Genomic DNA, 25836 nt, shown 5'->3' on the forward strand with positions numbered 1-25836 from the left:
TCGCGAATTATTCCTACTAATTTACTAGGGCTTTATCCGCAAGTACCGATTGGCGTAAACTGTCGGCATATTTGCGAGGAGTTGCCATGAGCGCCATCACCATTACCGAAGCTGCCCAAGCGTATCTGGCCGAGTTGCTGGAGAAGCAGAGCACCCCGGGTATCGGCATTCGTATCTTCATCACCCAGCCGGGTACCCAGTACGCGGAAACCTGCATCGCCTACTGCAAGCCGGGCGAGGAAAAGGTCGAGGACACCGCCATCGCCCTGAAGGACTTCACTGCCTGGATCGATGCGGTCAGCGAGCCCTTCCTCGAAGACGCGGTGGTGGACTACGCCACCGACCGCATGGGCGGCCAGTTGACCATCAAGGCGCCGAACGCCAAGGTGCCGATGGTCAACGAGGACAGCCCGATCACCGAACGCATCAACTACTACCTGCAGACCGAGATCAATCCCGGCCTGGCCAGCCACGGCGGACAGGTGAGCCTGGTCGACGTGGTCGAGGACAACATCGCCGTGTTGCGTTTCGGCGGTGGTTGCCAGGGCTGCGGGATGGTCGACATGACCCTCAAGGATGGCGTCGAGAAGACCCTGATCGAGCGTATTCCCGAACTGAAGGGCGTGCGCGACGTGACCGACCACAGCAACAAGGAGAACGCCTACTACTGAGGCGTTTCCGTAAAGCAGAAGAGGCGACCGCAAGGTCGCCTTTTTCGTTGCCGGCGTTTCAGCGCGACAGCGTCCGCGTTCGCCGTACCGGCCAGAGCAGTGTCAGCGCCACCAGCAGCGCCGGCCAGACCAGCAGGTTAACCGCGTTCCAGCCAAGGCTGGTGATCAGGGCGCCGGAGCCGAACGACATCAGCGCCGCCACCAGGCTGTTGCCTTGCTCCATCAATCCTTGCGCGGCGCCGCGCTCGCTTTCGGCGTGGCCCTCGCCGAGCAGGGTGGTGCCGGCGATGAGCATCAGGTTCCAGCCGCTGCCCAGGGCCAGCGAACTGAGCAGAAAATGCATGACCGACTGTCCACCCAGGGCGATGCCGGCACTTGCGGCGAGCAGGAACGCGCCGAGCAGGGCGACGCGACGGTTGCCGATGCGGTCGACCAGCGCTCCGGCGAAGAACGCCGGAAGGAACATTCCCAGCACGTGCCACTGGATGACCCGACTCGACTGTTCCAGCGGCAGGCCGCAGAAGCTCATGGCCAGCGGCGTGGCGTTCATGATCAGGATCATCAACCCGTGTCCCGTCGCGGTGCAGGCGATGGCCGCGCGGACCACCGGCCGCCGCAACAGGCCGCCTATGTCGCGCCACGCGAGTCGTGCCGGGCGCGGCGCTTGGCCTTCGCGGAGCAGGGCCATCAGCAGCAGGCCGGCGAGGGCCAGCGCGGCGATCAGCAGATAGGCGCCGACGAAGGGCTGGGCCAGCGCGTTGCGCGACCACAGCGCCAGGCTCGGCGCCAGCAGCGCGGCGAGTACCCCGCCGGCGAGCACGTAGGCGCTGGCGCGGCCTTTCCGCCCGGCATCCACCGCCTCCAGCGCGGCGAACCGGTAGTACATGGCCGAGGCCTGGTAGACCCCGATGCCCAGCGCGCCGAGACAGAACCAGAGGAAATCGCCAGTCCAGACGCCGGCGGCGCAGACCAGGCCGCCGAGCACGCCGCCGCCGGCGCCGAGCATCAGCCCGGGACGTCGGCCGTGGCGCTGCATGAAGTGCGACAACGGCTGCACCGCCAGCAGGTTGCCCAGCACCAGCAGGGCCAGGGGCAGGGTGGCCAGGCTGTTCAACGGCGCCAGCTGGACGCCGACCAGCGCGGTCAGTGTTATGCCGATCAGCGAACAGGACCAGTACAGGGCCTGGCCGCAGAACAGCAGGAGCAGGGTCGGGTTGCGTAGCAGCATGGCGTCACTCCGGACAACCGCCGGGCCTGACGACGCGTCGGCTGGAGGCGGGCTGACGGGCCAGCGCATCCCGCGGACGCCTTGGCCGGGCCAGCAGTTCGCCGCCGCAGTTCGGGCACTGGCCGCCCAGGCGGACCGTCGCGCAGTCGCGGCAGAAGGTGCACTCGAAGGTGCAGATCAGCGCGTCGCCGCTGTCGCCGGGCAGGTCGCGGTCGCAGCACTCGCAGTTGGGGCGCAGTTCCAGCATGGGAAGGTCCTCGGTGGGAGCGTCAGGCCAGCATGCCGAAGCGTTCGGCGTATTCCTGGGGGCTGACCGAAAGATGCTTGTGGAACGTCCGCCGGAGGTTTTCCGGATGGCCGAAGCCGCACAGCCGGGACACCGTAGCGATCGATGCCTGGGCGTCCTGCAGCAGGGCGCGCGCGGCCTCCAGGCGAACCCGCTCGACGTAGCGACCGGGCGCCACGCCCAGTTCCTGGAGAAATACCCGGGACAGCGTACGCGGGCTCATGCAGGCCCGGTCGGCGAGGGCTTCCAGGGACAGGTCGCCGGCGAGGTTGGCGGGAATCCACTCCAGCAGCGCGGCCAGGCGCGGGGTGCGGCTCGGTTCCGGGGTCAGCCAGGCGCTGAACTGGGCCTGGCCGCCAGGACGCTTGAGGAACATCACCAGGCGTCGCGCGACGCTGAGCGCCAGGCTGCGGCCGAGGTCGGCCTCGACCAGCGCCAGGGCCAGGTCGATGCCCGCCGTGACGCCGGCCGAGGTGAAGATGTGGGCGTCGCCGTCGCGGCACTGCGGGTCGTAGGTGTGCAGGCGGTCGCCTTGCACATGGACGCCGGGAAACCCCTGGCGCAGCGTCGCCACGTCGGCCCAGTGGGTGGTCGCCGGGTGCCCGTCGAGAACCCCGGCGGCGGCCAGGATCAGCGCTCCCGAACACACCGAGCCGAGCCGCCGTATGCGCGGTTCGGCGGCTTTCAGCCAGGCGAGCAGGTCGGCGTTGCGGGTCTGCGCCTCGACACCGAGGCCGCCGGGCACCAACAGGGTGTCCAGGCTTTCCGGCGGACAGTCGCGCCAGGCGAGGTCGGCGCAGATGCGGATGCCCGCGGAACTGGGCACCGCTTCGCTACGCTCGCCGAGCACCTGTATCCGGTAGAAAGGCGGCAGACCCTGGCGCTGGCGTTCGACGTTGGCCGAGGCGAATACCTGCAGCGGTCCGGTCACGTCCAGGCTCATCACGTCGGGATAGATCAGGCAGGCAATCAGGCGTGGTTCGGGCATGGCATGACCTCATGGCGATGGCGGCAGTCTGGCGTCCTTCGGACCTGGCCGCAATGCCAGTTGGCCCACGGATCTTGCCATTCGCTCGCCGGGGCGTCCCGCTGCGCCGATGGCTGGTATCGCCTCGGCACGCCGCATGCCCTATTGTCTGGTAACGGGTGATGGCTTTTTGACTCATCGCTGTAGAGGCGCCAGGGTATTGTCGTCCAGGCCTGTTCCAGCGTTCGGTCCGAGGTAGGGGAGTCAGCATGCTTGCACGCGACGGCCTGGTACAGGCTGGTCTGCCGGATAATCCGTATGCGCGCCAGTTGCGCAACGGTTTTCGTTGGTTGCGGTTCGAAAAGGAGCTGGAAAACGAATTTCGCGAGTTTCTCAGTTGGAACTCGCTGATGCAGCGGCGTGCTGCCATCGGGGTGGCGTTCCTGATCTGGACGCTGTTCATCGTGGCCGACTGGTTGATGGTGGACATCCGCCTGCATCCCAACCTGTTCGAGCAACTGCTGGGCGTGCGCCTGGGAATGATCGGCCTGCTGCTGGTGGTCTGGCCGGCGGCCTTCCTGCCCAGCCTGCGCAAGGTCGGCGATGCCATCGCGCCCTACTGCCTGCTGCTGATCAACCTGGCGGTGCTGGCCTGCGACGTGCTGTTCGAGTGGCATGGGGTGCCACGCTTCACCCAGTTGGGCGCGACCCTGGGCATCCTCGCGGTGTTCTTCCCGCTCGGCCTGGCGTTCTGGGCCTGCGTGCGCCTGGCGTTGCTGTGCCTGGCCCTGAACCTGGCGGTATTCCTGCTCTTCGGCGGCGAAGAGAACCTGCGTACCAACCTGCTGAATACGCTCTACAACGGCCTGGTGGTCCTGATCTGTTCGTTCGCCCTGTACCTGCAGGACTACGCCCAGCGCGAGCAGTTCCTCGGCCGGCGGCTGCTGGGCATGATGGCCGAACAGGACAGCCTCACCGGCCTGGTCAACCGGCGCTACTACGAGCTGCTCGCCCAGCGGGCCCTGGAGCAGGGCGCCCGCGAGGAAAAGGGGGTGGCGCTGATCCTGGTGGATGTCGACGACTTCAAGGCCTACAACGACCACTACGGGCATCCGGCCGGCGATGCCGCCCTGCGTCAGCTTGGCGTCGTGCTCCGGCAGGGCGCGCGGCGGCCGTTGGATATCGCCGCGCGCCTGGGCGGGGAGGAGTTCGCCGTGTTGCTCTACGACAGCGAGGAGGGCAACACCCTGGCCATCGCCGAGCGCCTGCGGCAGGCGGTGGAGGCGCTGGGCATCGAGCACCTGGGCTCCAGCGCCGGCCCCTGCCTGACCATCAGCCTGGGGGTGGCCTATTCGACCTCAGGCATGGGCCTGGACGCGCTCTATCGCGAGGCCGATCGCGCGCTCTACGAGGCCAAGGATGCAGGGCGCAACGCGGTGCGCGTGGCGTTCCGGCAGCACGACCGCCTCGAATAGAGGAAACGAAAAAAGGCGCCCGTGGGCGCCTTTCGTCGTATGGAGCGGCTCAGCCTTGGCTGGGCATACTCCAGTCCTGCAGGTTGTAGCCGTTGTGGCTGAGTTCTTCGCGTGCCTGTTGCAGCAGGCCGGCAAGCTGCTCCGGATCGGAGTAGGCGGAGCTCGGAATGCGTGCACGGCCCAGCAGGCGGGTGCCGGTGCGATCGACTACGGACAGGCTCAGGCCGCCGTCACTGCCTAGCTCGGACCAGGCAACGCACTGGTATGGCTGGAAGGCGCGCCCGGTGATCAGCAAAGCCTCGTTGAAACGGAGCGTAGCGTTCATGGGAGTCGGTCTCTCTCGTTCATGTCTGTGTGGAACATGGGTGGCGCTTCCCGGCTCCACCGTGTTCGGTCACGCTAACTGATGCTTTCGAAAGCGAAAAAGTCACGGCGTGGCGCGTTTGTGCAACAGGTTGTCGCTTTTTCGAAGGGTTTAGGCGTGCCGAAGCGGTTAGGCGCGGTGTTTTGTCGCAGATTTCCAAGAGGGCGGCCAGGCCGCCTTGCGCTCGCCGCCCGCGCCTGCACAGCCTAGAATGGCGGCCCACCTGTGGCAGCGGACCGCTTCGCATGGATATCGACCTCGCCCGTACCTTCCTGGAGATCGCCCGCAGCGGTAGTTTCGTCGCTGCCGCGGAACGCCTGCACTTGACCCAGACGGCCGTCACCGCGCGCATCCAGAACCTCGAAGGGCAACTCGGCTGCCGGCTGTTCGTGCGCAACCGCGCGGGCGCGCGCCTGACCGCCGACGGCGAACACTTCCTCGGCTACGCCAGCCAACTGGTGCAGACCTGGGATGCGGCGCGACGCGACCTGCCGCTGCCGGACGGCTTCCGCAACCTGCTCAACCTCGGTGGCGAGCTCAGTCTGTGCAATCCGTTGCTGCTGAACTGGATGCGGCGCCTGCGCGAGGCGATTCCCGGCCACGCCGTGCGGGTCGAGATCGGCCAGGGCGCCGACCTGCTCAAGCAACTGGAGCAGGGCGCGCTGGACGCCGCGCTGGTCTACCAGCCGGAATACTGGCCAGGGCTGCAGGTCGAGCAGTTGCTGGAGGAGAAGCTGGTGATGGTGCGTTCCGTGCTATCCGCGGAGCCTTATCTGTATGTCGACTGGGGCCCGGATTTCCGCAGCCAGCACGATGCCGCGCTGCCGGACCGGGCCAAGGCCGCGCTGGCCTGCAACCTCGGGCCGCTGGCCCTGCAGTACATCATGCAGAACGGCGGTAGCGGCTATTTTCGTACCCGGGTGGTGAGCAGCTACCTGGATGGCGGCACCCTGCAACGGGTCGAGCAGGCGCCGGAGTTCGCCTACCCGACCTACCTGGTGTACTCCCGCGAGCGCCTGTCGCCGACCCTGCGCCATGCGTTCCAGTTGTTGCGCGAAGTGGTCCGCGAGGACAGCGACTGGTCGCAGCGCTGGGACTACGTGATCTGATCGGCCTGGCCCAGGTGCTGCAGCCAGTTGCGGTAGAGCGCGGCGATCAGGTCGGTCTGGCTGACGATGCCGACCAGGTAGCCGGCTTCGTTGAGCACCGGCAGGCAGTGCAGGCCTTCGTCGGATAGCAGCGAGACCAGCTCGACGGCGTGGGTGTCGGCCTGTACGCAGACCACCGGGGTGGTCATGATCGTCTTCAGCTTGGTCCCGCGCAGGAAGCGCAGGCGCTTGAACGGGCTGCCGTCGGGGCGGAAGTGCTTGAGCAGGTCGCTCTGGGTGACGATGCCGGCCAGCCGCCGATGCTCGTCGAGCACCGGCAGGGCCTTCAGGCGGTGTTCCTGCAACTGCTTCCAGGCGTCGTCGATGAAGGTCTCGGTGCTGGCGGTCTGCACGTCGCGGGACATGATTCGTGCCGCGGTCAGCTCGCCCATGCGCCGGCGCAAGGCGTAGCGCTCGGTATGGTGGATCAGTCGCTCGAGGTCGTCGCGGGTGATGTCGACGTATTCGCCGAAGTCTTGCAGCGCCTGGTCCAGGTCCCGGGCGGAGAAGTCCGTCCGCGCGCTCGGCGCCAGGTCGCGGGTGCCATGGAGATTGGCCCGCGGCGGCTGGTAGGGGCGCGGGTAGGGAGAGCGCATCAGGTTGTTGTAGAGCAGCGCGCAGCCGATCAGCACTAGGGTGGAGAGCAGGATCGGCCAGACCACGTCGATGCCGAGTTCGCTCAGGGATGGGTTGAGGGCCACGCTCAGGGCCAGCGCGCAGCTCGGCGGATGCAGGCAGCGCAGGGCGAACATCAGCAGCATGCCGAGGGCCATGCCGACCAGGGCCGGGGCCAGTTCGTGCCCGAACCAGTAGGCGCTGAGGCCGCCGGCCAGGGCGGCGACCAGGTTGCCGCCGAGCATCGACCAGGGTTGCGCCAGGGGGCTGGAGGCGAGGGCGAACAGTAGTACGGCGGATGCGCCCAGCGGCGCTGCCAGGCGCAGCGCCAGTTCGCTGCCGAACAACGCCTGGCAGGCGAATACCGCGGCGAGCGCGCCGATGCAGGCACCGAGTCCGGCGCGCAGGCAGTCGCGCGGTCGAGCGTTCAGGGTCAGGGGGCGGAAGCCTTTCAGCCAGGTGCGTACGGCGGTGCTGGGGGAGTCGTTCATGGAACTCTTCGAAGCGAAAGAAAGGGGCCGTTGCCGGCCCCGTAAGGCACTTTCGTGCTGGAGGCATCCATCCCTGGATGATGGAGTCGGTTCAGGCGAGGAACGGCGGGCCGGCGGCCTCGCGGGATTCCTCGAGGGGGCGGACCACCTGCCGGCAGATCTTGCCGGTATCCCGGGCGACCCGCCGGGCGGCCTCGGGATCGTCGGCGAACGGCAGCAGGGCGGCCTGCTCGCGTTCCTCGCGGGTACTGCCGGCGAGGCTGAGCGCGAGGCCGAGCACCAGGGTGGAGAGGCACAGCAGGGACAACAGCATGTTCAGGCCCCCTGGCCGGCCGCCAGGACCGGCTGCCGCTGCTCCTGCGCGCTGCGCAGGGTCCGCCAGGTGTTGTAGGCCATCAGCAGCATGCCGCTGGCGAAGGTGGCGCCGCCGAGCAGGCGCACCACGTAGCCCGGATGGCTGGCCACCAGCGCCTCGACGAACGAGTAGGTGAGCGTGCCGTCCTCGTTGATCGCCCGCCACATCAGGCCCTGGGTGATGCCATTGACCCACATCGAGGCGATGTACAGCACGGTGCCGATGGTGGCCAGCCAGAAGTGCGCGTTGATCAGGCCGACGCTGTGCATCCGCTCGCGGCCCCAGAGTTTCGGGATCATGTGGTAGAGCGTGCCGATGGAGATCATCGCCACCCAGCCGAGGGCGCCGGCGTGGACATGGCCGATGGTCCAGTCGGTGTAGTGGGACAGCGAGTTGACCGTCTTGATCGCCATCATCGGGCCTTCGAAGGTGGACATGCCGTAGAACGCCAGGGACACCACCAGGAAGCGCAGGATCGGGTCGTCGCGCAACTTATGCCAGGCCCCGGAGAGGGTCATCATGCCGTTGATCATGCCGCCCCAGCTCGGTGCCAGGAGGATCAGCGACATCACCATGCCCAGCGACTGCGCCCAGTCCGGCAGCGCGGTGTAGTGCAGGTGGTGCGGACCGGCCCAGATGTAGATCGAGATGATCGCCCAGAAATGCACGATGGACAGGCGATAGGAGTAGATCGGTCGCCCGGCCTGCTTGGGCACGAAGTAGTACATCATGCCGAGGAAGCCGACCGAGAGGATGAAGCCGACCACACTGTGCCCGTACCACCACTGGATCATCGCGTCGGTGGCGCCGGAATAGGCCGAGTAGGACTTGCCCAGGCTCACCGGCAGCAATGCGTGGTTCACGATATGGACCATCGCGGTGACGATGATGAAGGCGCCGTAGAACCAGTTGCCGACGTAGATGTGCTTCACCTTGCGGCGGGCGATGGTGCCGAAGAACAGGTAGGCATAGACCACCCAGACGATGGCCATCCACAGCGCCAGTGGCCATTCCATCTCGGCGTATTCCTTGGAGGTGGTGTAGCCCAGCGGGTAGCTGACGATCATCCCCACGATCGCCGCCTGCCAGCCCCAGAACACGAAGCGCGCCAGGACGTCGGAAATCAGCCGCACGCCGCTGGTGCGCTGCACCACGTAGAAGGAGGTGGCGAACAACGCGCTGCCGCCGAAGGCGAAGATCACCAGGCTGGTGTGGATCGGGCGGATGCGGCCGAAGCTGGTCCAGGGCAGGTCGAGGTTGAGCGCCGGCCAGACCAGCTGGGCGGCGATGAACACCCCCAGGCCCATGCCTAGGATGCCCCAGACCAGGGTCATCAGGGTGAACTGGCGGACGACGTCGTAGTTGTAGCCGTCCGGATCTTTTCTGCTATCCGTATCGTTCATGGTCGCTGGCACGCCGGGCCCCGGGGTCCGGCCGGCTGGCGAGCAGGCGCGACCCTCGGGTCCTCGTTGGGTTATCGGTATTTTTCTGGGTATCCCGTTGCCGGGTCGATGGAGTGCGGAGGTCGGATCTTCGTCTGGAAGGCTCGGAACAGACGGCTCATGGCACTGGTGGACATTCTAGGAGGGGAGCTTTATTCGTCTCCAACGAATAATGTTGCTATTACAGTGCAAAATTATTGAATTGAAACGGAGGGGGACTTCCGGGGCAGGGCGCACAACCGCTTCGTGGGATGTGCGCCAGGGCGGCTATCCGCCCTCCGCGATGGTGCTGCCGGCGATGGCAGGCTCAGCCAGTCTTTTTCTTCTTCGGCAGCAGGCGCTTGACCAGCAGCACCCCCGCCAGCACCACCGCGCCGGCGACGATGCCGAACAGGAAGTTCAGCAGGGTCGGGGTGATCGCCGCCAGCAACGGGCCCAGCGTGGCGATGCCGGCGACGCTCTGCGCGGCCTGTTCGATGGCGTGGTGGACCACCGGGATACCGTGGGTGAGGATGCCGCCGCCGACCATGAACATCGCCGCCATGCCGACCACCGACAGGCCTTTCATCAGGTACGGCGCGGTGCGCAGGATGGCGCCGCCGAGCCCTTGGGCGAAGCCGCTGTCGCGCTTGGACAGGTAGAGGCCGGCGTCGTCCAGCTTGACGATGCCGGCGACCAGGCCGTAGACGCCGATGGTCATCACCAGGGCGATGCCGACCAGCACCAGCACCTGGGTGGTGAAGCTGGATTCGGCGACGGTACCGAGGGTGATGGCGATGATTTCCGCGGAGAGGATGAAGTCGGTACGGATCGCGCCGCCGATCTTCTGCTTTTCCAGGGCAGCCACGTCGACATTGGCCGCCAGCGCTGCCTCGTCGGCGTGCTCGTCGTCATGGGGCAGGTACTTGTGGGCGATCTTCTCGAAGCCCTCGAAGCACAGGTAGGCGCCGCCGAGCATCAGCAGCGGGATCACCGCCCAGGGCGCGAAGGCGCTGATCAGCAGGGCGGCGGGGACGAGGATCGCCTTGTTCCGCAGCGAGCCCTTGGCCACCGCCCAGACCACCGGCAGTTCGCGGTCGGCGTTGACCCCGGTGACCTGCTGGGCGTTCAGCGCCAGGTCGTCGCCGAGAACGCCGGCGGTCTTCTTCGCGGCGACCTTGGTCATCAGCGAGACGTCGTCGAGCACCGCGGCGATATCGTCGAGGAGGGTGAGGAGGCTGGCTCCGGCCATGTTTGGGTTTCCTTACTGGTAGGGGGCGCGAGACGCCTATTTGACAATGGAACGGTGTCAGCGAACAGAGAACCTTCGATTCCTGGGATAGGCGATCCCCTGAGATGGTTCCGAAGCCGCCCCGTGGGCGGCTAGAATACGCGGCTGTCCGCCTCTGCTGAAACAGGTCGTTACGGAATGAGCTTTTCCCTGCTCCGCCTGGTGGGATTCATCCTCGGGCTTTTCCTGGTCACCCTGGCGGCCAGCATGCTGATCCCGATGCTGACGCTGGCGCTCTTCCAGCGCTACGACGATTTCGACGCCTTCCTCTGGTCGAGCCTGCTCACCGCGGCTGCCGGCCTCGCGCTGGTCTTGCCGGGACGGCCGGCTCACGTGCATTTTCGTGCCCGGCACATGTATTTCCTGACCACCGCCAGTTGGGTGGTGGTCTGCGCCTTCGCCGCGCTGCCGATGGTGATGGCTCGGCACATCAGCTACACCGATGCGTTCTTCGAGACCATGTCGGGCATCACCACCACCGGCTCCACCGTGTTCAGCGGGCTGGACCAGATGTCGCCGGGCATCCTCATCTGGCGCTCGTTGTTGCACTGGCTCGGCGGCATCGGTTTCATCGGCATGGCGGTGGCGATCCTGCCGCTGCTGCGTGTCGGCGGCATGCGCCTGTTCCAGACCGAATCCTCCGACTGGGGCGAGAAGGTGATGCCACGCTCGCACATGGCGGCCAAGTACATCCTCGGCGTCTACGTCGCGCTTACGTTGCTGGGCGTGCTGTGCTTCTGGTGGGCGGGCATGACCCCCTTCGAGGCGTTTAACCATTCGATGGCCGCCATCTCCACGGGCGGCTTCTCCACCTCCGACGCTTCCCTCGCGCACTGGCCGCAACCGGCGGTGCACTGGGTCGCCGTGTTGTTCATGATCCTCGGCAGCCTGCCGTTCACCCTCTATGTCGCGACCCTGCGCGGCCATCGCCTGGCCTTGCTCAAGGACCACCAGGTGCATGGCTTCATCGGCTTCCTGGCGGTGACCTGGCTGGTTTTCGCCTTCTGGCTCTGGCTGAATTCCGATTACGGCTGGTGGGATGCGCTGCGCCTGGTGGCGGTCAACGTGACGTCGGTGGTGACCACCACCGGTTTCGCCCTGACCGACTACACCACCTGGGGAACCTTCGCGGTCATGCTGTTCTTCTACCTCACCTTCGTCGGCGGTTGCTCGGGCTCCACCGCCGGTGGGTTGAAGATCTTCCGCTTCCAGGTGGCCTTCGTGTTGCTCAGGGCCAACCTGCAGAACCTCGTGCATCCGCGGGCGACCATCCGGCAAAGCTACAACGGCCATCCGCTGGACGAGGAAATCGTCCGCTCGCTGATCACCTTTTCCTTCTTCTTCACCATCACCATCGGCGTGATCGCACTGGGGTTGACCATGCTCGGCCTCGACTGGGTCTCCGCGTTCACCGGTGCCGCGACCGCCGTGTGCAACGTCGGGCCCGGGCTCGGGCCGATTATCGGACCGGCGGGAAACTTTTCCAGCCTGCCGGACATGGCCAAGTGGCTGCTGACCCTCGGCATGCTGCTTGGTCGGCTGGAGATTCTCACCGTACTGGTGCTGTGCACCCGCGCGTTCTGGCGCTTCTGATCAGCCTTCGCGAGACAGGCTGGCGAGGGCCAGGCGGGCGATGGCCAGCTCGGCGTCGGTCTCCTCGCGGCTGCCGTCCTCGTCGAACCAGGCCGCCGAGAGTCCGGTCCAGGCCAGGATCCACAGCAGCAGGCGGCGGCGTTGCAGGCCGCTGGCGGCGACGACGATCTCCAGCTGGCGCTCGAAACGGCCGGGCGCCTGGGCGGTCTTCGCGTCGGGATTGGTGAACAGGTTGGCGTAGTCGTAGCCGCGCTCGCCGTAGAGCCGCTTGGGGTCGATGACTTGCCAGCCGCGCTCGCCGAAGTCGAGCACATTGCCGTGGTGGATGTCGCCATGCAGCGGGCGCTGTTCGCGAGCGGTCTCCAGCAGGTAGCGGGCGGCGTTCGCGCAGTCGACGTAGAGCCCGCCGTAGCGGCGCTCGGCGGCATACAGCGAGTCGAACCAGCGCTCCAGCGGGGTCAGTTCCGGCAACGGACCCGGGCGCGGGGCATGGATGCGTTCGATGGCCTGGCAGAGGATACGCGTAGCCTCGTCGTCGTCGCCGCGCTTGACCATCTCCAGCAGCGAGCGCCCGCCGGTGGCACGCTCCATCAGCAGCGCCTGGTGGTCGTAGGCCAGCACCCTGGCCGCGCCCTGGCCGTCCCACCAGTTGAGCAGTACGTGGCCGAAACGCTCTTCCTCGGCACTGGATATCTTCAGCATCGCCGCTGCGCCGCGATGGCGCACCGGCAGCAGGCGGCTGCTGTGGGTGGCGAAGGGCTCGCCGTCGGGTTGCAACGCCCAGCGCTCGAGGTAGGGCGAGAAGTCGAGGGATTCGTTCACGGTCGGTCTCAGGCGCCCAGGCGCTGCTGGATGAAGTCGAGGAAGCACTGGATGCGCAGCGCCAGTTGCGAGTTGCGGTAGTAGACGGCGTGGATCGGTTGCCGGTATTCGCTCATCTGTTCGGCGAACAGCGGCACCAGGCGCCCGTCCTGGATATCGCGGTCGGTCATGAAGCTGGCCAGGCAGGCGATCCCCTGGTGGCTCAGGGCCAGTTGGCGGAGGGTCTCGCCGCTGGAGGCAGAGATATCCGGCTGGATCTCCAGGCGATCGCCGTCGGCGTGCACCACCGGCCAGCGGTTGAGGTGCTCGGGCTGGGTGAAGCCGAGCAGGGTGTGCCCTCGCAGCCCCTCGATGCTCGTCGGCATGCCGTGGCGGGCCAGGTACTCCGGGCTGGCGAGGATGTGCAGGCGGCTGGCGCCCAGCGGCCGCGCGTGCAGGGTGGAGTCGCTGAGCGCGCCGATGCGGATCGCCACGTCGGTGCGTTGCTCCAACAGGTCGATGATCAGGTCGTTGGTGTTGAGTTCGAGCTGGATGTTCGGGTACAGCCGGCGGAACTCGCCGATGTGCGGCACCACCGCGTGCAGCATGAAGGGCGAGGCGGCGTTGATCCGCAGGCGCCCGGCGGGGCTCTGCCGGCGCAGGGCCAGGCGTTCCTCGAGCGCCTCCATCTGCTGCAGGATCTGCCGTGCCTGGTCGAGGAAGTAGCGGCCTTCCTCGGTCAGCTCCATGCGCCGGGTGGTGCGGTTGAGCAGGGTGGTGCCGAGCTTGTGCTCGAGGCGCGAGAGGGTCCGGCTGACGGCCGAGGCGGTCAGTCCCATCTGTTCCGCGGCGGCGCTGATGGAACCGCTGTCGACTACACTGACGAAGCTTTGCAGTTCATCGGAGTTGGCTTTCATTCGTGACTCCAGGGCAATCATTGCCGAAGCATAGCGATGTTTTCGGCAAGGACTGAAGAGGCACGCGTGCCCGCAGGAGGTTTTCATGCCCGGCCACCGCATCACCCTCACCGGAGAAAAGCAGACGCTCCTGATCACCCTCTACGCCAAGGCGCTGGATAGCCGCCTGGACGATTCCATCCTCCATGACCGTTTCGCCGAGGAGGCGGTGCGGCAGATCGACTTCGACTTCTCCAGGGTCGCCCTCGGCAAGGGCAACGAACGGGCCCTGGCCATGCGCTCGCATTACTTCGACCAGGCCTGCCGCGACTTCCTCGGCCGCCATCCCGAGGGGCAGGTGCTCAACCTCGGTTGCGGCCTGGACAGCCGTATCTACCGGGTCGATCCGCCGGCCGAGCTGCCCTGGTTCGACCTTGACTATCCGGAAGTCATGGACCTGCGCGAGCGGCTCTACCCGCCGCGCGCCGGCGCCTATCGGGCGCTGCGCCACTCGGTGGACGACGACGGCTGGCTGCAAGGGGTGCCGCGCGAGCGGCCCGCCCTGGTCCTGGCCGAGGGGCTGATGCCTTATCTGCGGGAGTCCCAGGTGCGACGCCTGGTGGAACGCCTGGTCGACCACCTGGGTAGCGGCGAGCTGCTGTTCGACGGCTACGGCCGCCTCGGCATCATGCTGCTGCGCCTGTATCCGCCGCTGCGCGAGACCGGGGCGCAGGTGTACTGGAGCATCGACGACCCGCGCGAACTCGAGCGGTGGCATCCGGCCCTGCGCTTCATCGAGGAGGTCACCGACTATGACCCGCAGGACGTTGCCAAGCTGCCGCAGTCGTCGCGGCTGATGCTGCCGATCTACAACGGCTTCGCCTTCCTGCGGCGGATGGGGCGGCTGATCCGCTACCGTTGGCCCAGGGTCTAGGCGCCGCAGGCGAGGCCGGGGTCAGGCGAGCACCGCCACCGACTTGATCTGCGCCCACAACAGCTGGCCGGGTCGTAGTTGCAACTGGTCCCGCGAGTAACGGGTGATCCGCGCCAGCAGCGGATTGCCGCCGGCATCCAGGCGCACTAGTACGTGGGCCGCGGTGTCGGTATCGACCAATTCCAGGACCCGTACCGGCAGGCGGTTGAGGATGCTGCTCTGGGCGTCGTCGCGCAGGTTCAGGCTGACGTCGCGCGCCTGTACCTTGAAGCGCAGGCGCTTGCCGGGGGCCAGCGGGGCGTGGGCGACGCGCATTTGCAGCGCGCTGCCGGGCAGGACCAGGGTCAGCAGGCCGTAGGCCGGGTCGTGGTCGCTGACCGTGCCTTCGATCACCACCCCGGCATCGTCGTCCAGCGCCAGCGGCAGGTCGACTCGCGCCAGGGTTTCGCCGATCGGCCCGCTGGCGCGGACCTTGCCGTTCTCCAGCAGCACCAGGTGATCGGCCAGGCGCGCCACTTCGTCCGGCGAGTGGCTGACATAGAGCACCGGGATGTCCAGTTCCTCGTGCAGGCGTTCGAGATAGGGCAGGATCTCGCCCTTGCGCTTCAGGTCGAGGGATGCCAGCGGCTCGTCCATCAGCAGCAGGCGCGGGCTGGTGAGGAGGGCCCGGGCGATGCCGACGCGTTGCTGCTCGCCGCCGGAGAGGCGTTCCGGCATGCGTTCCAGCAAGTGCTCGATGCCCAGCAGGGCGCAGGCCTGTTCCAGCTCGACGCGGCGTTCGGCGGCGGCGATGCGCTTGAGACCGAAGGCCAGGTTGCGCTGCACCGTCAGGTGGCGGAACAGGTTGGCATCCTGGAACACGTAGCCGAGGGCACGTCGGTGGGGCGCGACGAAGAGGTTGCGGCGGCTGTCCTGCCAGGTCTCGCCGTTGATCGTCACCTCGCCCTCGGCGGCCTTTTCCAGGCCGGCGATACAGCGCAGGCAAGTGCTCTTGCCGGAGCCTGAATGGCCGAACAGAGCGGTCACGCCACGACCGGGAAGAGCCAGGTCGATGTCCAGTTCGAAGCCGGGGTAGGCGCGGCGGAAGCGCAGGCGCAGGCCATCCATCTCAGGCCCAGCCCGGCCGGCGGCGCCGGCCCGAATAGAGGGCGAGGAGGACGACGAAGGAGAACGCCACCATGCCGCCGGCCAGCCAGTGGGCCTGGGCGTATTCCATGGCTTCGACGTGATCGAATATCTGCACCGAGACCACGCGGGTTTTCTCCGGGATGTTGCCGCCGATCATCAGCACCACGCCGAACTCGCCGACGGTATGGGCGAAGCCGAGGATCGCGGCGGTGACGAAACCCGGCCGGGCCAGCGGCAGGACCACGCTGAAGAAACGGTCGACGGGGCTCGCGCGCAGGGTCGCGGCAGCCTCCAGCGGTTTTTCGCCGATCGCCTCGAAGGCGTTCTGCAACGGTTGCACGACGAAGGGCAGCGAGTAGAACACCGAGCCGACCACCAGGCCGGCGAAGGTGAAGGGCAGGGTGCCGAGACCGAGGCTCTGGGTGAGCTGGCCGATGAAACCGTTGGGACCCATGCTGACCAGCAGGTAGAAGCCGATCACCGTCGGCGGCAGCACCAGCGGCAGGGCCACCACCGCGCCGATCGGCCCCTTCAGCCAGGAGCGGGTGCGCGCCAGCCACCAGGCGATGGGCGTGCCGATCAGCAGCAGGAGGAGGGTGGTGAGCGAAGCCAGCTCGATGGTCAGCCAGATGGCCGCCAGGTCCGTACTGTCGAGTGGCAACGCCATGCAGGTCCCGCCTTAGAGTTCGTAGCCGTAGGACTTGATCAGCGCGGCGGCCTTGGCGCCCTTCAGGTAGTCGACCAGGGCCTTGGCGGCGGCGTTGTCCTTGCCTTTGTTGAGGATGACCGCGTCCTGGCGGATCGGGTCGTGCAGCTCGGCGGGAACGATCCAGGCCGAGCCGGTTGCGACTTTACCATCCTTGTAGATCTGCGACAGGGCGACGAAGCCCAGTTCGGCGTTGCCGCTGGAAACGAACTGGTAGGCCTGGCTGATGTTCTGGCCTTCCACCAGCTTCGGCCCGAGCGTGGCGGCGAGGCCGAGCTTGTCCATCGCCTGGGTGGCGGCGAGGCCGTAGGGCGCGGTCTTCGGGTTGGCGATGGACAGGTGCCTGAAGCTGCCACTCTTCAGCACCTCACCCTTGGCGTCGACGTAGCCGGCCTTGGGCGACCAGAGTGCCAGGGTGCCGATGGCATAGGTGAAGCGCGAGCCGGGCACGATCTCGCCTTCCTGCTCCAGTTTCGCCGGAGTGCTGTCGTCGGCGGAGAGGAAGACCTGGAACGGCGCGCCGTTCTTGATCTGCGTATAGAACTGGCCGGTGGCGCCGTAGGCGGCGACCAGCCTGTGCCCGGTGTCTTTCTCGAATTCCTTGGCGATGGCCTGGATCGGCGCGGTGAAGTTGGCCGCGACGGCGACCTGCACCTCGTCGGCGCTGGCGGCCAGGGATACGGCGCTGGCGAGGAGGGCGAGCAATAGCTGGGGCAGGCGGGTGGTCATGGAGTGCTCCTGTGGGGGGCGAACGAAGTTGGCGGACGGGGCTGGCGCAAGCTTAGGGGTTCGCTATGGCTTTTGGAATATAGCGCTACGCGGAAATTGATCCGGCGCAAGTCGCTCAGCCGGCCAGCGCGCGGAAACGCCGACGCGGCGCGGCCTCGCCGGGGAGTGCCAGGCAGCCGGCGCAGACCAGGCGGACGATGTTTTCCGCCGCCTGCCGGTAGTCGCTCGCGTCCAGCCCGGCCTGGCCGGTGAGGCGCGCCAGTTGCCAGCCGCCAAGGGCATAGGACTCGGTCATCGCCCACAGGTTGAGCAGCAGGTGGTACGGATCCAGCGGCGCCAGCAGGCCTTCGTCGATCCACTGGCGGATGCGCTCGGCGTTGCGTTCCGCCTGGGCGTCGAGGCGTTCCAGCAGCGCCGCCGGCATGCGCGGCGCGCCGCGCATGATCTCGCAGGAGAAGACCCTGGCCGCGTGCGGCCGCTCGGCGCCGATGCGCATCTTGTTGTCGACGTAGGCGCGTAGCGCCTCGGCGGGCGGCTGGTCACCGGCGAATGACCGGGAGGCTTCCAGCAGAGGCTCGACGATGCTGTCCAGCACCGCCTCGTAGAGTTGCGCCTTGGAGCGGTAGTAATAGAGCACGTTGGCCTTCGCCACGCCGGCGCGCTCGGCGACGTCGCTGAGCCGGGCGGCGCTGAAGCCGCAGTCGGCGAAGACTTCGCAGGCGGCGTCGAGGATCAGTTGCAGGTTGCGTTGGCGGATCTTCTTCATCGGGACCGATACGGGGCAGGTTTCGTTGTTAATATTTTTATATAACGAATGCCTTGTGCCTGGATAGTCGTCGCCAGGCCGGCGACGCTTGATCGGATGCGCATTGCCAAGCCGTGGGGGCGCTGGTATCTGTATGCATGAACAGTACCAGGCTCCGCTTCCCGTGAATTCCCCAGCGCTTCCCGAACCCTTCTACTACCTGCACAACTTCCGCGCGGTGCTCGCCTGGATCGGCGAACGCTATGCCGATCTGCTCGACGATCAGGAACGTGCCTTCATCGCCGCGTTCGCCGAATTGCCCGAGGCCAGCCAAGCCCTGCTGGTGCGCATGGTGATGCGCAAGGGCACGCTGTTCCGCGAAGGCAAGCTGGCCTATGCCGAGATCGGCGACACGCGCGCCGCCGTGCAACCGCTGTTGGCACTGGGCTGGGTGGACGCGCAGCCGGCCCTGGAACTGGCGCAACTGTTCGGCTTGCTGAAGAAGGATGAGTTGTCGCAGCTGTTCAGGGACCATCTCGGGCGCGCGAACCTGCGCAAGGATGCGCTGCTGGAACGGCTCCAGCCGTTGTTCCCCGAGGCGCGGCGGCTCGCCGAGTGGCAGGCCGACTTCGCCGAACCGGTCTACGAGTTGCGCTGCATGGCGCTCTGCGACCGCTTGCGGTTGATGTATTTCGGCAACCTGTGGCAGGACTGGTCGGAGTTCGTCCTTGCCGACCTGGGTATCTATCGTTACGAAAGCGTCGAGTTTTCCGCCGATTCCCGCGGCTTTCGCCTGCGCGCCGACGTCGACGCCTATCTCCACCTGTTCGACTGCCGACAGCGCTTCGACCTCGGCGAGCCGCTGGAGGAACTGCTCGCCGGCCTGCCGGGCGAACCCTACGCCAATCCCTGGCTGGAAGGGCGGCGGGTCAAGCTGCTGTTCCAGTTCGCCCAGCACTGCGAAAAGCAGCGGGATTTCGACCTGGCCCAGCGGCTCTATCGCCAATCCAGCCACCCCGGCGCGCGCCTGCGGGCGATTCGTAGCCTGGAACGCGGCGAGCGCTTCGCCGAAGCCCATGCATTGGCGCGGGAGGCCAGCTGTGCGCCGGAAAGCGACGCCGAACGCCAGGGCCTGGCCCGATTGCTGCCGCGCCTGCAAGGCAAGCTCGGCCTGCCGCGACAGGCGCGGGCGGCGGCTCCGGAAATCGACCGCCTGGACCTGTGCCTGGCGTTCCCGAGCGAACCCTGTAGCGTCGAGGGGGCGGTCCGCGAGCACCTGGAAGAGCCCGGTTGCGCGGTGCACTACGTCGAGAACGGCCTGATCAATTCGCTGTTCGGGCTGCTCTGCTGGGAGGCGATCTTCGCCGCCATTCCCGGGGCGTTCTTCCATCCTTTCCACAGCGCGCCGGCGGACCTGCACAGCGCCGACTTCCGCCATCGCCGCGCCGCCCTGTTCGAGGCCTGCCTGGGGCGGCTGGAGGACGGCAGCTACCGCGACGCGATCCGCTGTCGCTACCGCGACAAGTTCGGCCTGCAGTCGCCCTTCGTCTACTGGGAGCTGCTTGGCGAGGAACTGCTCGAACAGGCGCTCGATTGCCTGCCGGCGGCCCACCTGCGCGCCTGGTTCGAACGCCTGCTGGAGGATATCCCGGGCAACCGCGCCGGCCTGCCGGACCTGATCCAGTTCTGGCCGGCGCAGCGTCGCTACCGGATGGTCGAGGTCAAGGGACCGGGCGACCGCCTGCAGGACAACCAGTTGCGCTGGCTGCAATTCTGCCGCGAGCGGGAGATGCCGGTGGCGGTCTGCTACGTGCGCTGGCATGTCGATGACTGAGCAGGGCGGCGAGGCGCTGTACCAGGTGGCGGTGCGCGCGCTTTGCGAGTTCAGCGCCAAGCGCGGCGACCTCGACCTGCGCTTCACCCCGTCGCCCAGCGCCCTGGAAGGCATCGCCGGACATACCCTGGTGACCTCCCGGCGCCCCGCTCACTACCAGCGCGAGGTGGCGCTGGACGGACGCTACCGTCACTTGCAGGTGCGCGGCCGGGCGGATGGCTACGATCCGCAGGCGAACTGCCTGGAGGAAATCAAGACCCACCGCGGCGACCTCGCCCTGCAACCGGCCAACCACCGGCACCTGCACTGGGCCCAGGCCAGGGTCTACGGCTGGCTGCTCTGCGCCGAACGGAAGCTGGAGGAAGTCGAACTGGCGCTGGTCTACCTGGAGGTCGGCAGCCAGAAGGAGACCCGCTTCGTCGAGCGGGTGCGGGCCGACGAGCTGCGGCTGTTCTTCGAGAGCCAGTGCCAGGCGTTTCTCGCCTGGGCCGAGCAGGAACTGGCGCACCGCCAGCGGCGCGACCGCGAACTGGCCGCGTTACGCTTTCCCCACGCCGAATTCCGCCACGGCCAGCGGCAACTGGCGGAGGCGGTGTACAAGGCCGCCTCCGCCGGTTGTTGCCTGATGGCCCAGGCGCCGACCGGGATCGGCAAGACCATCGGCACGCTGTTCCCGCAACTCAAGGCGATGCCCGGGCAGCGCCTGGACCGGCTGTTCTTCCTGGCCGCCAAGACCCCGGGCCGGGCCCTCGCGCTGCATGCCCTGCGCAGCCTGGAAGGGGAGACCGGCGGACTGCCGGTGCGGGTGCTGGAACTGGTGGCGCGGGACAAGGCCTGCGAGCACCCGGACAAGGCCTGCCACGGCGAATCCTGTCCCCTGGCCCAGGGCTTCTACGAACGCCTGCCGGCGGCCCGCGCCGCCGCCGTGGAGGCGCGCTGGCTGGACCAGGCGCGGTTGCGCGAGGTGGCGCTGGCGCACCGGGTCTGTCCCTACTACCTGGGCCAGGAACTGGCGCGCTGGTGCGACCTGGCGGTGGGCGACTACAACTACTACTTCGACCTCGGCGCCATGCTCCATGGCCTGGCCCAGGTCAACCAGTGGCGGGTGGCGGTACTGGTGGACGAGGCGCACAACCTGGTGGAGCGCGGCCGGCGGATGTATTCCGCCGAACTCGACCAGGGCGATTTCCTCGGTGTGCGCAAGACCGCCCCGGAGGCCCTGAGGAAACCGCTGGAGCGCATCCAGCGTGCCTGGAACGAACTGGGCAAGACCCAGGCGGACGACTACCAGGCCTACGACGAGCCACCGCAGAAGCTGCTCCTGGCCTTGCAGAACGCGGTGGCGGCGATCAACGACCTGCTCGCCGAGCAACCGCAGGCGCTGGAGCCGGCGTTGCAGGAGTTCTACTTCGCGATCCTGCAGTTCGGCCGTCTCGCCGAGCTGTTCGGCGAGCATTCGCTGTTCGACATCGAGAAGCGCCCAGGCCGCAACGGCCGCAGCCTGGCCCGGCTGTGCCTGCGCAACGTGGTGCCGGCGGCGTTTCTCGCCGAGCGCTTCGCCGCCAGCCGCTCCACCGTGCTGTTCTCCGCTACCCTCGGGCCGCGCGACTATTACGCCGACCTGCTTGGCCTGCCGGCGGGCACGCCCTGGCTGGAAGTGGACTCGCCATTCAGCGCCGAGCAACTGGAGGTGCACATACAGCGTCGGGTTTCCACGCGCTATGCGCAGCGTCAGGCCTCCCTGGCGCCCATCGCGGCGATTCTCGGCGAGCAGTTTCGCCAGCGGCCGGGCAACTACCTGGCCTTCTTCAGCAGCTTCGATTACTTGCAGCAGACGCTGGACGTCTTCCGCCAGGCATACCCGTGGGTGCCGTGCTGGAGCCAGACGCGACGGATGGACGAGGCGGAGCGCCGGGCCTTCCTCGAACGCTTCGTCGCGGGCGGCGAGGGCATCGGCTTCGCCGTGCTCGGCGGTGCCTTCGGCGAAGGCATCGACCTGCCTGGAGAGCGCCTGATCGGCGCCTTCATCGCCACCCTCGGGTTGCCCCAGGTGAATCCGGTGAACGAGCAGATCCGCCTGCGCATGCAGCGCCTGTTCGGTGACGGCTACGACTACACCTACCTGTATCCGGGACTGCAGAAGGTGGTCCAGGCCGCCGGGAGGGTGATCCGCAGCCGCAGCGATCGCGGCGTGGTGCACCTGATCGACGACCGTTTCGCTCAGGCCAGGGTACGCCGGTTGCTACCGGGCTGGTGGCAACTGCGTTGACCGGTGGCGATACGCCGGCAGGTGCTGCCGGACAGCCGGGCAGCCATGTATAATCGCGTCCCCACGATTTCCCCCGATCCGGATACGCCATGGCTTCCGCTCCCGACGCTCTTCCCCAGGCCCTTTCCTCCGACGACGCTCCGGCCCAGGCCGCGCCGAGCGACGCCAGCGCGTTGCTGAAGGCCGCCCTGGCGAAGAAGAACCAGGCCCAGCTCTATCCGCAGCGGAAGATCCACGACAAGGGCCAGCGTCCCGGCATGGCGCCGCGCGGTACCCGTCGTTCGATGGGCAAGCGCTGAGGCCTTTCCCGCGCCTGGCGTTTTGTGGGCCAGTTCCCGCCACGAAGGATCAAAGCGGGCAGCCTTAACAGTTTTGCCCTTTCGCGGCCGTAGGTCGCAGCCCCATCCCTTATGCTCGCCGCCCCTGGGCGAGCCGCGTCGATGCAGCGCGCCCGTTTGCCGGAATCCGCCTGCTGCATGTCGCGTCACCTTCCATCGTCTTTCGTTTCCCTGCGCAGCCTGGCCGGGCATGCGCCCGCTGTGCTTTGCGTGCTGCTGCTGGCGTTGCTCAGCGCCAGCCTGGCCAGCCAGACGCGCTCGCTGCGCCGCGAGCTGGCGGAATTGCCCGCCGCAGCGGCCCCGGCGCCGCCAGCTAACCCTTCAGCGGCCCCGCGCGCGGCGTTAGCCGGCTTGTTCGGTGGCGCTCCGTCGCCGCGCGGCGCGACGGCGGGCGAGCGTCTGCAATTACGCCTGCTGGCCTGCTTCCTGGCGCGTCGCGAGGACCGCTCGGCGGCGCTGATCGCGGTGGCCGGGCGCTCGCAGCGCTTCCTACCGGGCGCCGAAGTGCGCCCCGGCACCGTGCTGCTGGCGGTTCATCGCGACCATGTGGTGCTGCGCGACCAGGGTTATGAAGAACGTCTGTATTTCCCCAAAGCCGAAGGGGCAGAAACCACCCATGCCACGTTGTAGTACCCGTTCCGCCCAGCGCCTGTCTCCGCTGTTCCTGGTCCTGTCGCTGGCCGTCCTCGGCCTGGCGCCGCCGGTCCATCCGGCACCTGCCGCGACTGCCGCCGCGCAAGAGGAAGAGCAGTGGACGATCAACATGAAGGATGCCGAGATCGGCGACTTCATCGAGCAGGTATCGAGCATCAGCGGCCAGACCTTCGTCGTCGATCCGCGGGTGAAGGGACGGGTCACGGTGGTATCCCAGGCGCGGCTCAGCCTGGCGGAGGTCTACCAACTGTTCCTTTCGGTGCTCGCCACCCATGGCTACGCGGTGCTGCCGCAGGGCGACCAGGCGCGTATCGTGCCGAACATGGAGGCACGCCAGGACGCCGCGCAGAAGACCGTCCGCGATGGGCCGGGCAGCCTGGAGACGCGGGTGGTCCAGGCGCAGCAGACCTCGGTGGCGGAACTGATCCCGATGATCCGGCCGCTGGTCCCGGCCCATGGCCATCTGGCCGCCGTGCCGTCGGCCAACGCGCTGATCGTCAGCGACCGCCGCGCCAACATCGAGCGCATCGAGGCGATCGTGCGCAGCCTCGACCGGGCCGGCGAACATGACTACAGCATCTACGACATGCGCCATGCCTGGGTCGCGGAAATCGCCGAGGTGCTCGATCGCAGCGTCACCCCGGCCGCCGGGAAGAGCGCCGCCACCGTCCAGGTCCTCGCCGACAGCCGCAGCAACCGCCTGGTCCTGCTCGGGCCGCCGCAGGCGCGAGCGCGCTTGCTGCGGCTGGCGCAGTCGCTCGACGTCCCCTCGTCGCGGTCGGCGAACAGCCGGGTGATCCGCCTGCGCCATGGCGACGCCAAGACCCTCGCCGCCACCCTCGGGGAGATCGGCGAATCGCTGCACGGCGAGCGGGGCCAGGATGGCCGGGGAAGCGGCAAGCGCGGCCTGCTGGTGCGCGCCGACGAATCGCTGAATGCCCTGGTGATCCTCGCCGACCCGGAGGATGTCGGTCTGCTCGAGGACATCGTCCGCCAGCTCGACGTGCCGCGTGCGCAACTGTTGGTGGAGGCGGCGATCGTCGAGCTGTCCGGCGAGATCGGCGACGCCCTCGGGGTGCAATGGGCGCTGCGTAGCGGGCATGTCGCCGGCGGCGCTGGCTTCGCCGACAGCGGGTTGTCCATCGGCACCCTGCTAGGCGCGTTGCAGGCCGGCAAGCCGCCGGCAGAGCTGCCCGACGGTGCGATAGTCGGCCTCGGCAGTCGCGATTTCGGCGCACTGGTCACCGCGCTGAGCCGCAATAGCCGCAGCAACCTGCTGTCGACGCCGAGCCTGCTGACCCTGGACAACCAGAAGGCGGAAATCCTGGTCGGCCAGAACGTGCCGTTCCAGACCGGCAGCTACACCACCAGCGCCAGCGGTTCGAGCAATCCGTTCACCACTGTCGAGCGCAAGGATATCGGGGTGACCCTCAAGGTCACGCCGCACATCGGCGAGGACCGCATGCTGCGCCTGGAGATCGAGCAGGAAATATCCTCCATCGCGCCAACCGCCACCCTGGCGGCGAAGGCGGTGGACTTGGTGACCAACAAGCGCTCGATCAAGAGCACCGTACTGGCCGACGACGGCCAGGTCATCGTCCTCGGCGGACTGATCCAGGACGACCTGCTGCGCAGCGATTCGCGGGTACCGCTGCTGGGCGACATCCCCGGCGTCGGCCGGCTGTTCCGCTCGTCCCGCGAGACCCGGGTGAAGCGCAACCTGATGGTCTTCCTGCGACCGAGCATCGTCCGCGATGCCGCCGGCCTGGAGCGCATCAGCCATGGCCGTTACCGTTCCATCCAGTTGCTGCGCGGTGCTGCCGGCGAACCGGTACGCCCGCTGTTCGAGGATGCCGGCGCCATCGACCTGCGTCCCGCCGCCCAGGTCGCACCGGCACCTATTGGCTCGCCGCGCAGCTATCCGGCTCCAGCCCCGGTGCTGATGGAGAAGCCGCGCCTGGCGGACCCGGCGTCCCTGGGCGACGGCCGCGGCGGCGAGGTGCTGGAGGTTCGCCAGGGCACGCACGCGCCGCAGCCGCCGTCACCCCAGCGCTACGCCGTGCGATTGGTCGAGGGCAGCAGCGAAGCCTTCATGCGCGCGCTGATCGAGCGGCATCCGGGCCTGTCGTTGCGTTTGCGCCGCGAACTGCGCGATGGCCAGGAGCTGTTCGCGGTGGAGCGGGGCGACTACCTCGACCCGGAGCAGGCACGCCGGGCCCTGGCGGAACTGCCCGAAAGCCTGCCGCGAGGGAAGGCGCGGGTGGTTGCGCATACGCCGGGAAGCGCCCTGTGACGGACTTCGAATCCTCGCGTCGCGGTCCGTCCACCGGATTGACCGGCGCGCTGCGGCGGCCGCGCTCCGGCGCAGCGCCACTGCCAGATCTGGCAGTTGTCGCTGGCGGGGACGGAGGCTTTAGTAGCCGCACTTTTTTCCAGGGCCGGGCAGTGGGACCGCAATGCATGGACGACATCGAGACCAGAGTGAGGAAGCTGGTAGCCGCCCGGCTCGGCGTGGAGGAATGCGACATCCGGCTGGACAGCGATTTCCGTAACGACTTCGGTGCCGAGTCGCTCGAGGTGGTCGAACTGGTCATGGCCCTGGAAGCGGAGTTCGGCGTCGAGATCGCCGATGACGATACGGAACGGATCGAGACCGTGCGCCAGGCCATCGACTATCTCGAGGAAGCCGTGCCGACCTGACTCCCCCTGGACCACCGGCCGATGCCGTGGTCATTCCCTGCGAAACGCTGTGCGCCACCTCCCGCCCGTGCCGGCGGCAAGGTGCGCGACGTCCCGCGCTTCGATTACGCCGGATCGTCCAGCCCGCCCCGGGCCGATCCGGCTTTTTTTTGCCCGCCACCGTGGTAGCGAGGCAGCCGCCGTCGGTTGGATTTCCT

25 protein-coding genes are annotated in these 25836 nt (G+C 67.6%); 11 read left to right on the forward strand and 14 right to left on the reverse strand.

Going from position 1 to position 25836, the window contains the following annotated elements; all coding sequences use genetic code 11:
- The first annotated feature begins 86 nt into the window (after window positions 1–86).
- The gene (nfuA, locus tag LT948_RS11600) at window positions 87–671 is read left to right on the forward strand and encodes a Fe-S biogenesis protein NfuA (RefSeq protein ID WP_003088034.1); all 585 of its coding nucleotides are present in this window, start codon (window positions 87–89) and stop codon (window positions 669–671) included.
- A gap of 58 nt (window positions 672–729) precedes the next feature.
- Here the strand turns inward: nfuA and LT948_RS11605 are convergent, their stop codons facing one another.
- Genes LT948_RS11605 through LT948_RS11615 form a run of 3 tightly spaced genes read right to left on the reverse strand, consistent with a single transcriptional unit; the run spans window position 730 to window position 3173 of the window.
- A complete protein-coding gene (locus LT948_RS11605) occupies window positions 730–1899 on the reverse strand; it encodes an MFS transporter (RefSeq protein ID WP_031756124.1) in 1170 nt (389 codons plus the stop codon).
- A gap of 4 nt (window positions 1900–1903) precedes the next feature.
- On the reverse strand, window positions 1904–2146 hold the full coding sequence (locus LT948_RS11610) for a DUF1272 domain-containing protein (RefSeq protein WP_016253551.1): 243 nt from the start codon (window positions 2144–2146) through the stop codon (window positions 1904–1906).
- Between the two features lie 22 nt (window positions 2147–2168).
- A complete protein-coding gene (locus LT948_RS11615; RefSeq protein WP_003088040.1) occupies window positions 2169–3173 on the reverse strand; it encodes a GlxA family transcriptional regulator in 1005 nt (334 codons plus the stop codon).
- Between the two features lie 248 nt (window positions 3174–3421).
- Here LT948_RS11615 and LT948_RS11620 point away from each other — a divergent pair, with 248 nt between their 5' ends.
- On the forward strand, window positions 3422–4627 hold the full coding sequence (locus tag LT948_RS11620) for a GGDEF domain-containing protein (RefSeq protein WP_003132751.1): 1206 nt from the start codon (window positions 3422–3424) through the stop codon (window positions 4625–4627).
- A 49-nt stretch (window positions 4628–4676) separates the two neighbouring features.
- Here LT948_RS11620 and LT948_RS11625 read toward each other — a convergent pair whose 3' ends face one another.
- Window positions 4677–4952 (reverse strand): hypothetical protein, encoded by a 276-nt coding sequence (locus LT948_RS11625; protein WP_003098204.1) that lies wholly within the window; start codon window positions 4950–4952, stop codon window positions 4677–4679.
- Between the two features lie 284 nt (window positions 4953–5236).
- Between LT948_RS11625 and LT948_RS11630 the strand changes: the two genes are divergently transcribed.
- On the forward strand, window positions 5237–6100 hold the full coding sequence (locus LT948_RS11630; RefSeq protein WP_033995774.1) for a LysR family transcriptional regulator: 864 nt from the start codon (window positions 5237–5239) through the stop codon (window positions 6098–6100).
- Here LT948_RS11630 and LT948_RS11635 read toward each other — a convergent pair.
- The 4 genes from LT948_RS11635 to LT948_RS11650 form a co-directional block, all read right to left on the reverse strand.
- Entirely contained in the window at window positions 6088–7245 is a 1158-nt protein-coding gene (locus LT948_RS11635; RefSeq protein ID WP_003088049.1) for a CBS domain-containing protein, read from the reverse strand. The genes LT948_RS11630 and LT948_RS11635 overlap by 13 nt on opposite strands.
- Before the next feature lie 91 nt (window positions 7246–7336).
- Window positions 7337–7558, reverse strand: coding sequence for a hypothetical protein (locus tag LT948_RS11640; protein ID WP_003108719.1), 222 nt, complete (start codon window positions 7556–7558; stop codon window positions 7337–7339).
- Window positions 7559–7560: 2 nt separating this feature from the next.
- A complete protein-coding gene (ccoN, locus tag LT948_RS11645; RefSeq protein WP_003139901.1) occupies window positions 7561–9003 on the reverse strand; it encodes a cytochrome-c oxidase, cbb3-type subunit I in 1443 nt (480 codons plus the stop codon).
- 346 nt (window positions 9004–9349) lie between these two features.
- On the reverse strand, window positions 9350–10273 hold the full coding sequence (locus LT948_RS11650) for a DUF808 domain-containing protein (RefSeq protein WP_003088054.1): 924 nt from the start codon (window positions 10271–10273) through the stop codon (window positions 9350–9352).
- 177 nt (window positions 10274–10450) lie between these two features.
- Here LT948_RS11650 and LT948_RS11655 point away from each other — a divergent pair, with 177 nt between their 5' ends.
- Window positions 10451–11905, forward strand: coding sequence for a TrkH family potassium uptake protein (locus LT948_RS11655; RefSeq protein ID WP_003088056.1), 1455 nt, complete (start codon window positions 10451–10453; stop codon window positions 11903–11905).
- Here the strand turns inward: LT948_RS11655 and LT948_RS11660 are convergent, their stop codons facing one another.
- Together LT948_RS11660 and LT948_RS11665 are read right to left on the reverse strand one after the other, a co-directional pair.
- The gene (locus LT948_RS11660) at window positions 11906–12727 is read right to left on the reverse strand and encodes an aminoglycoside phosphotransferase family protein (RefSeq protein WP_003088058.1); all 822 of its coding nucleotides are present in this window, start codon (window positions 12725–12727) and stop codon (window positions 11906–11908) included.
- Between the two features lie 8 nt (window positions 12728–12735).
- The gene (locus LT948_RS11665; protein WP_003088060.1) at window positions 12736–13623 is read right to left on the reverse strand and encodes a LysR family transcriptional regulator; all 888 of its coding nucleotides are present in this window, start codon (window positions 13621–13623) and stop codon (window positions 12736–12738) included.
- Window positions 13624–13708: 85 nt separating this feature from the next.
- On the opposite strand from LT948_RS11665, the gene LT948_RS11670 reads away from it, so the two are divergent.
- Window positions 13709–14536: a class I SAM-dependent methyltransferase gene (locus tag LT948_RS11670; protein WP_003132742.1), complete on the forward strand. Its 828-nt coding sequence runs from the start codon at window positions 13709–13711 to the stop codon at window positions 14534–14536.
- Between the two features lie 21 nt (window positions 14537–14557).
- Here LT948_RS11670 and modC read toward each other — a convergent pair whose 3' ends face one another.
- The 4 genes from modC to LT948_RS11690 form a co-directional block, all read right to left on the reverse strand.
- Complete coding sequence (gene modC, locus LT948_RS11675) at window positions 14558–15643, reverse strand: molybdenum ABC transporter ATP-binding protein (protein WP_073657178.1); 1086 nt, start codon at window positions 15641–15643, stop codon at window positions 14558–14560.
- A gap of 1 nt (window position 15644) precedes the next feature.
- The gene (gene modB, locus LT948_RS11680; protein WP_003088068.1) at window positions 15645–16331 is read right to left on the reverse strand and encodes a molybdate ABC transporter permease subunit; all 687 of its coding nucleotides are present in this window, start codon (window positions 16329–16331) and stop codon (window positions 15645–15647) included.
- Window positions 16332–16343: 12 nt separating this feature from the next.
- A complete protein-coding gene (gene modA / locus LT948_RS11685; RefSeq protein WP_003117674.1) occupies window positions 16344–17099 on the reverse strand; it encodes a molybdate ABC transporter substrate-binding protein in 756 nt (251 codons plus the stop codon).
- 115 nt (window positions 17100–17214) lie between these two features.
- The gene (locus tag LT948_RS11690) at window positions 17215–17865 is read right to left on the reverse strand and encodes a TetR/AcrR family transcriptional regulator (RefSeq protein WP_073657180.1); all 651 of its coding nucleotides are present in this window, start codon (window positions 17863–17865) and stop codon (window positions 17215–17217) included.
- 133 nt (window positions 17866–17998) lie between these two features.
- Here LT948_RS11690 and fan1 point away from each other — a divergent pair, with 133 nt between their 5' ends.
- From fan1 to acpP, 6 genes are all read left to right on the forward strand, one after another.
- Entirely contained in the window at window positions 17999–19678 is a 1680-nt protein-coding gene (gene fan1, locus LT948_RS11695; RefSeq protein WP_033957483.1) for a nuclease Fan1, read from the forward strand.
- Complete coding sequence (locus LT948_RS11700; RefSeq protein WP_003088085.1) at window positions 19671–21947, forward strand: ATP-dependent DNA helicase; 2277 nt, start codon at window positions 19671–19673, stop codon at window positions 21945–21947. The genes fan1 and LT948_RS11700 overlap by 8 nt, the downstream gene beginning before the upstream one ends.
- Before the next feature lie 89 nt (window positions 21948–22036).
- Window positions 22037–22246, forward strand: coding sequence for a hypothetical protein (locus LT948_RS11705; protein WP_003088087.1), 210 nt, complete (start codon window positions 22037–22039; stop codon window positions 22244–22246).
- Between the two features lie 141 nt (window positions 22247–22387).
- A complete protein-coding gene (locus LT948_RS11710; RefSeq protein WP_003113617.1) occupies window positions 22388–22915 on the forward strand; it encodes a type VI pilus biosynthesis protein in 528 nt (175 codons plus the stop codon).
- Window positions 22902–25232, forward strand: a complete 2331-nt coding sequence (gene gspD / locus LT948_RS11715; protein ID WP_073657181.1) for a type II secretion system secretin GspD — start codon at window positions 22902–22904, stop codon at window positions 25230–25232. Before LT948_RS11710 ends, gspD begins: the two co-directional genes overlap by 14 nt.
- A gap of 167 nt (window positions 25233–25399) precedes the next feature.
- Window positions 25400–25639 (forward strand): acyl carrier protein, encoded by a 240-nt coding sequence (acpP, locus tag LT948_RS11720; protein ID WP_073657182.1) that lies wholly within the window; start codon window positions 25400–25402, stop codon window positions 25637–25639.
- Window positions 25640–25836: the final 197 nt, after the last annotated feature.

This window comes from Pseudomonas sp. CP-1 (assembly GCF_021213715.1).
Lineage (GTDB): Bacteria > Pseudomonadota > Gammaproteobacteria > Pseudomonadales > Pseudomonadaceae > Pseudomonas > Pseudomonas aeruginosa.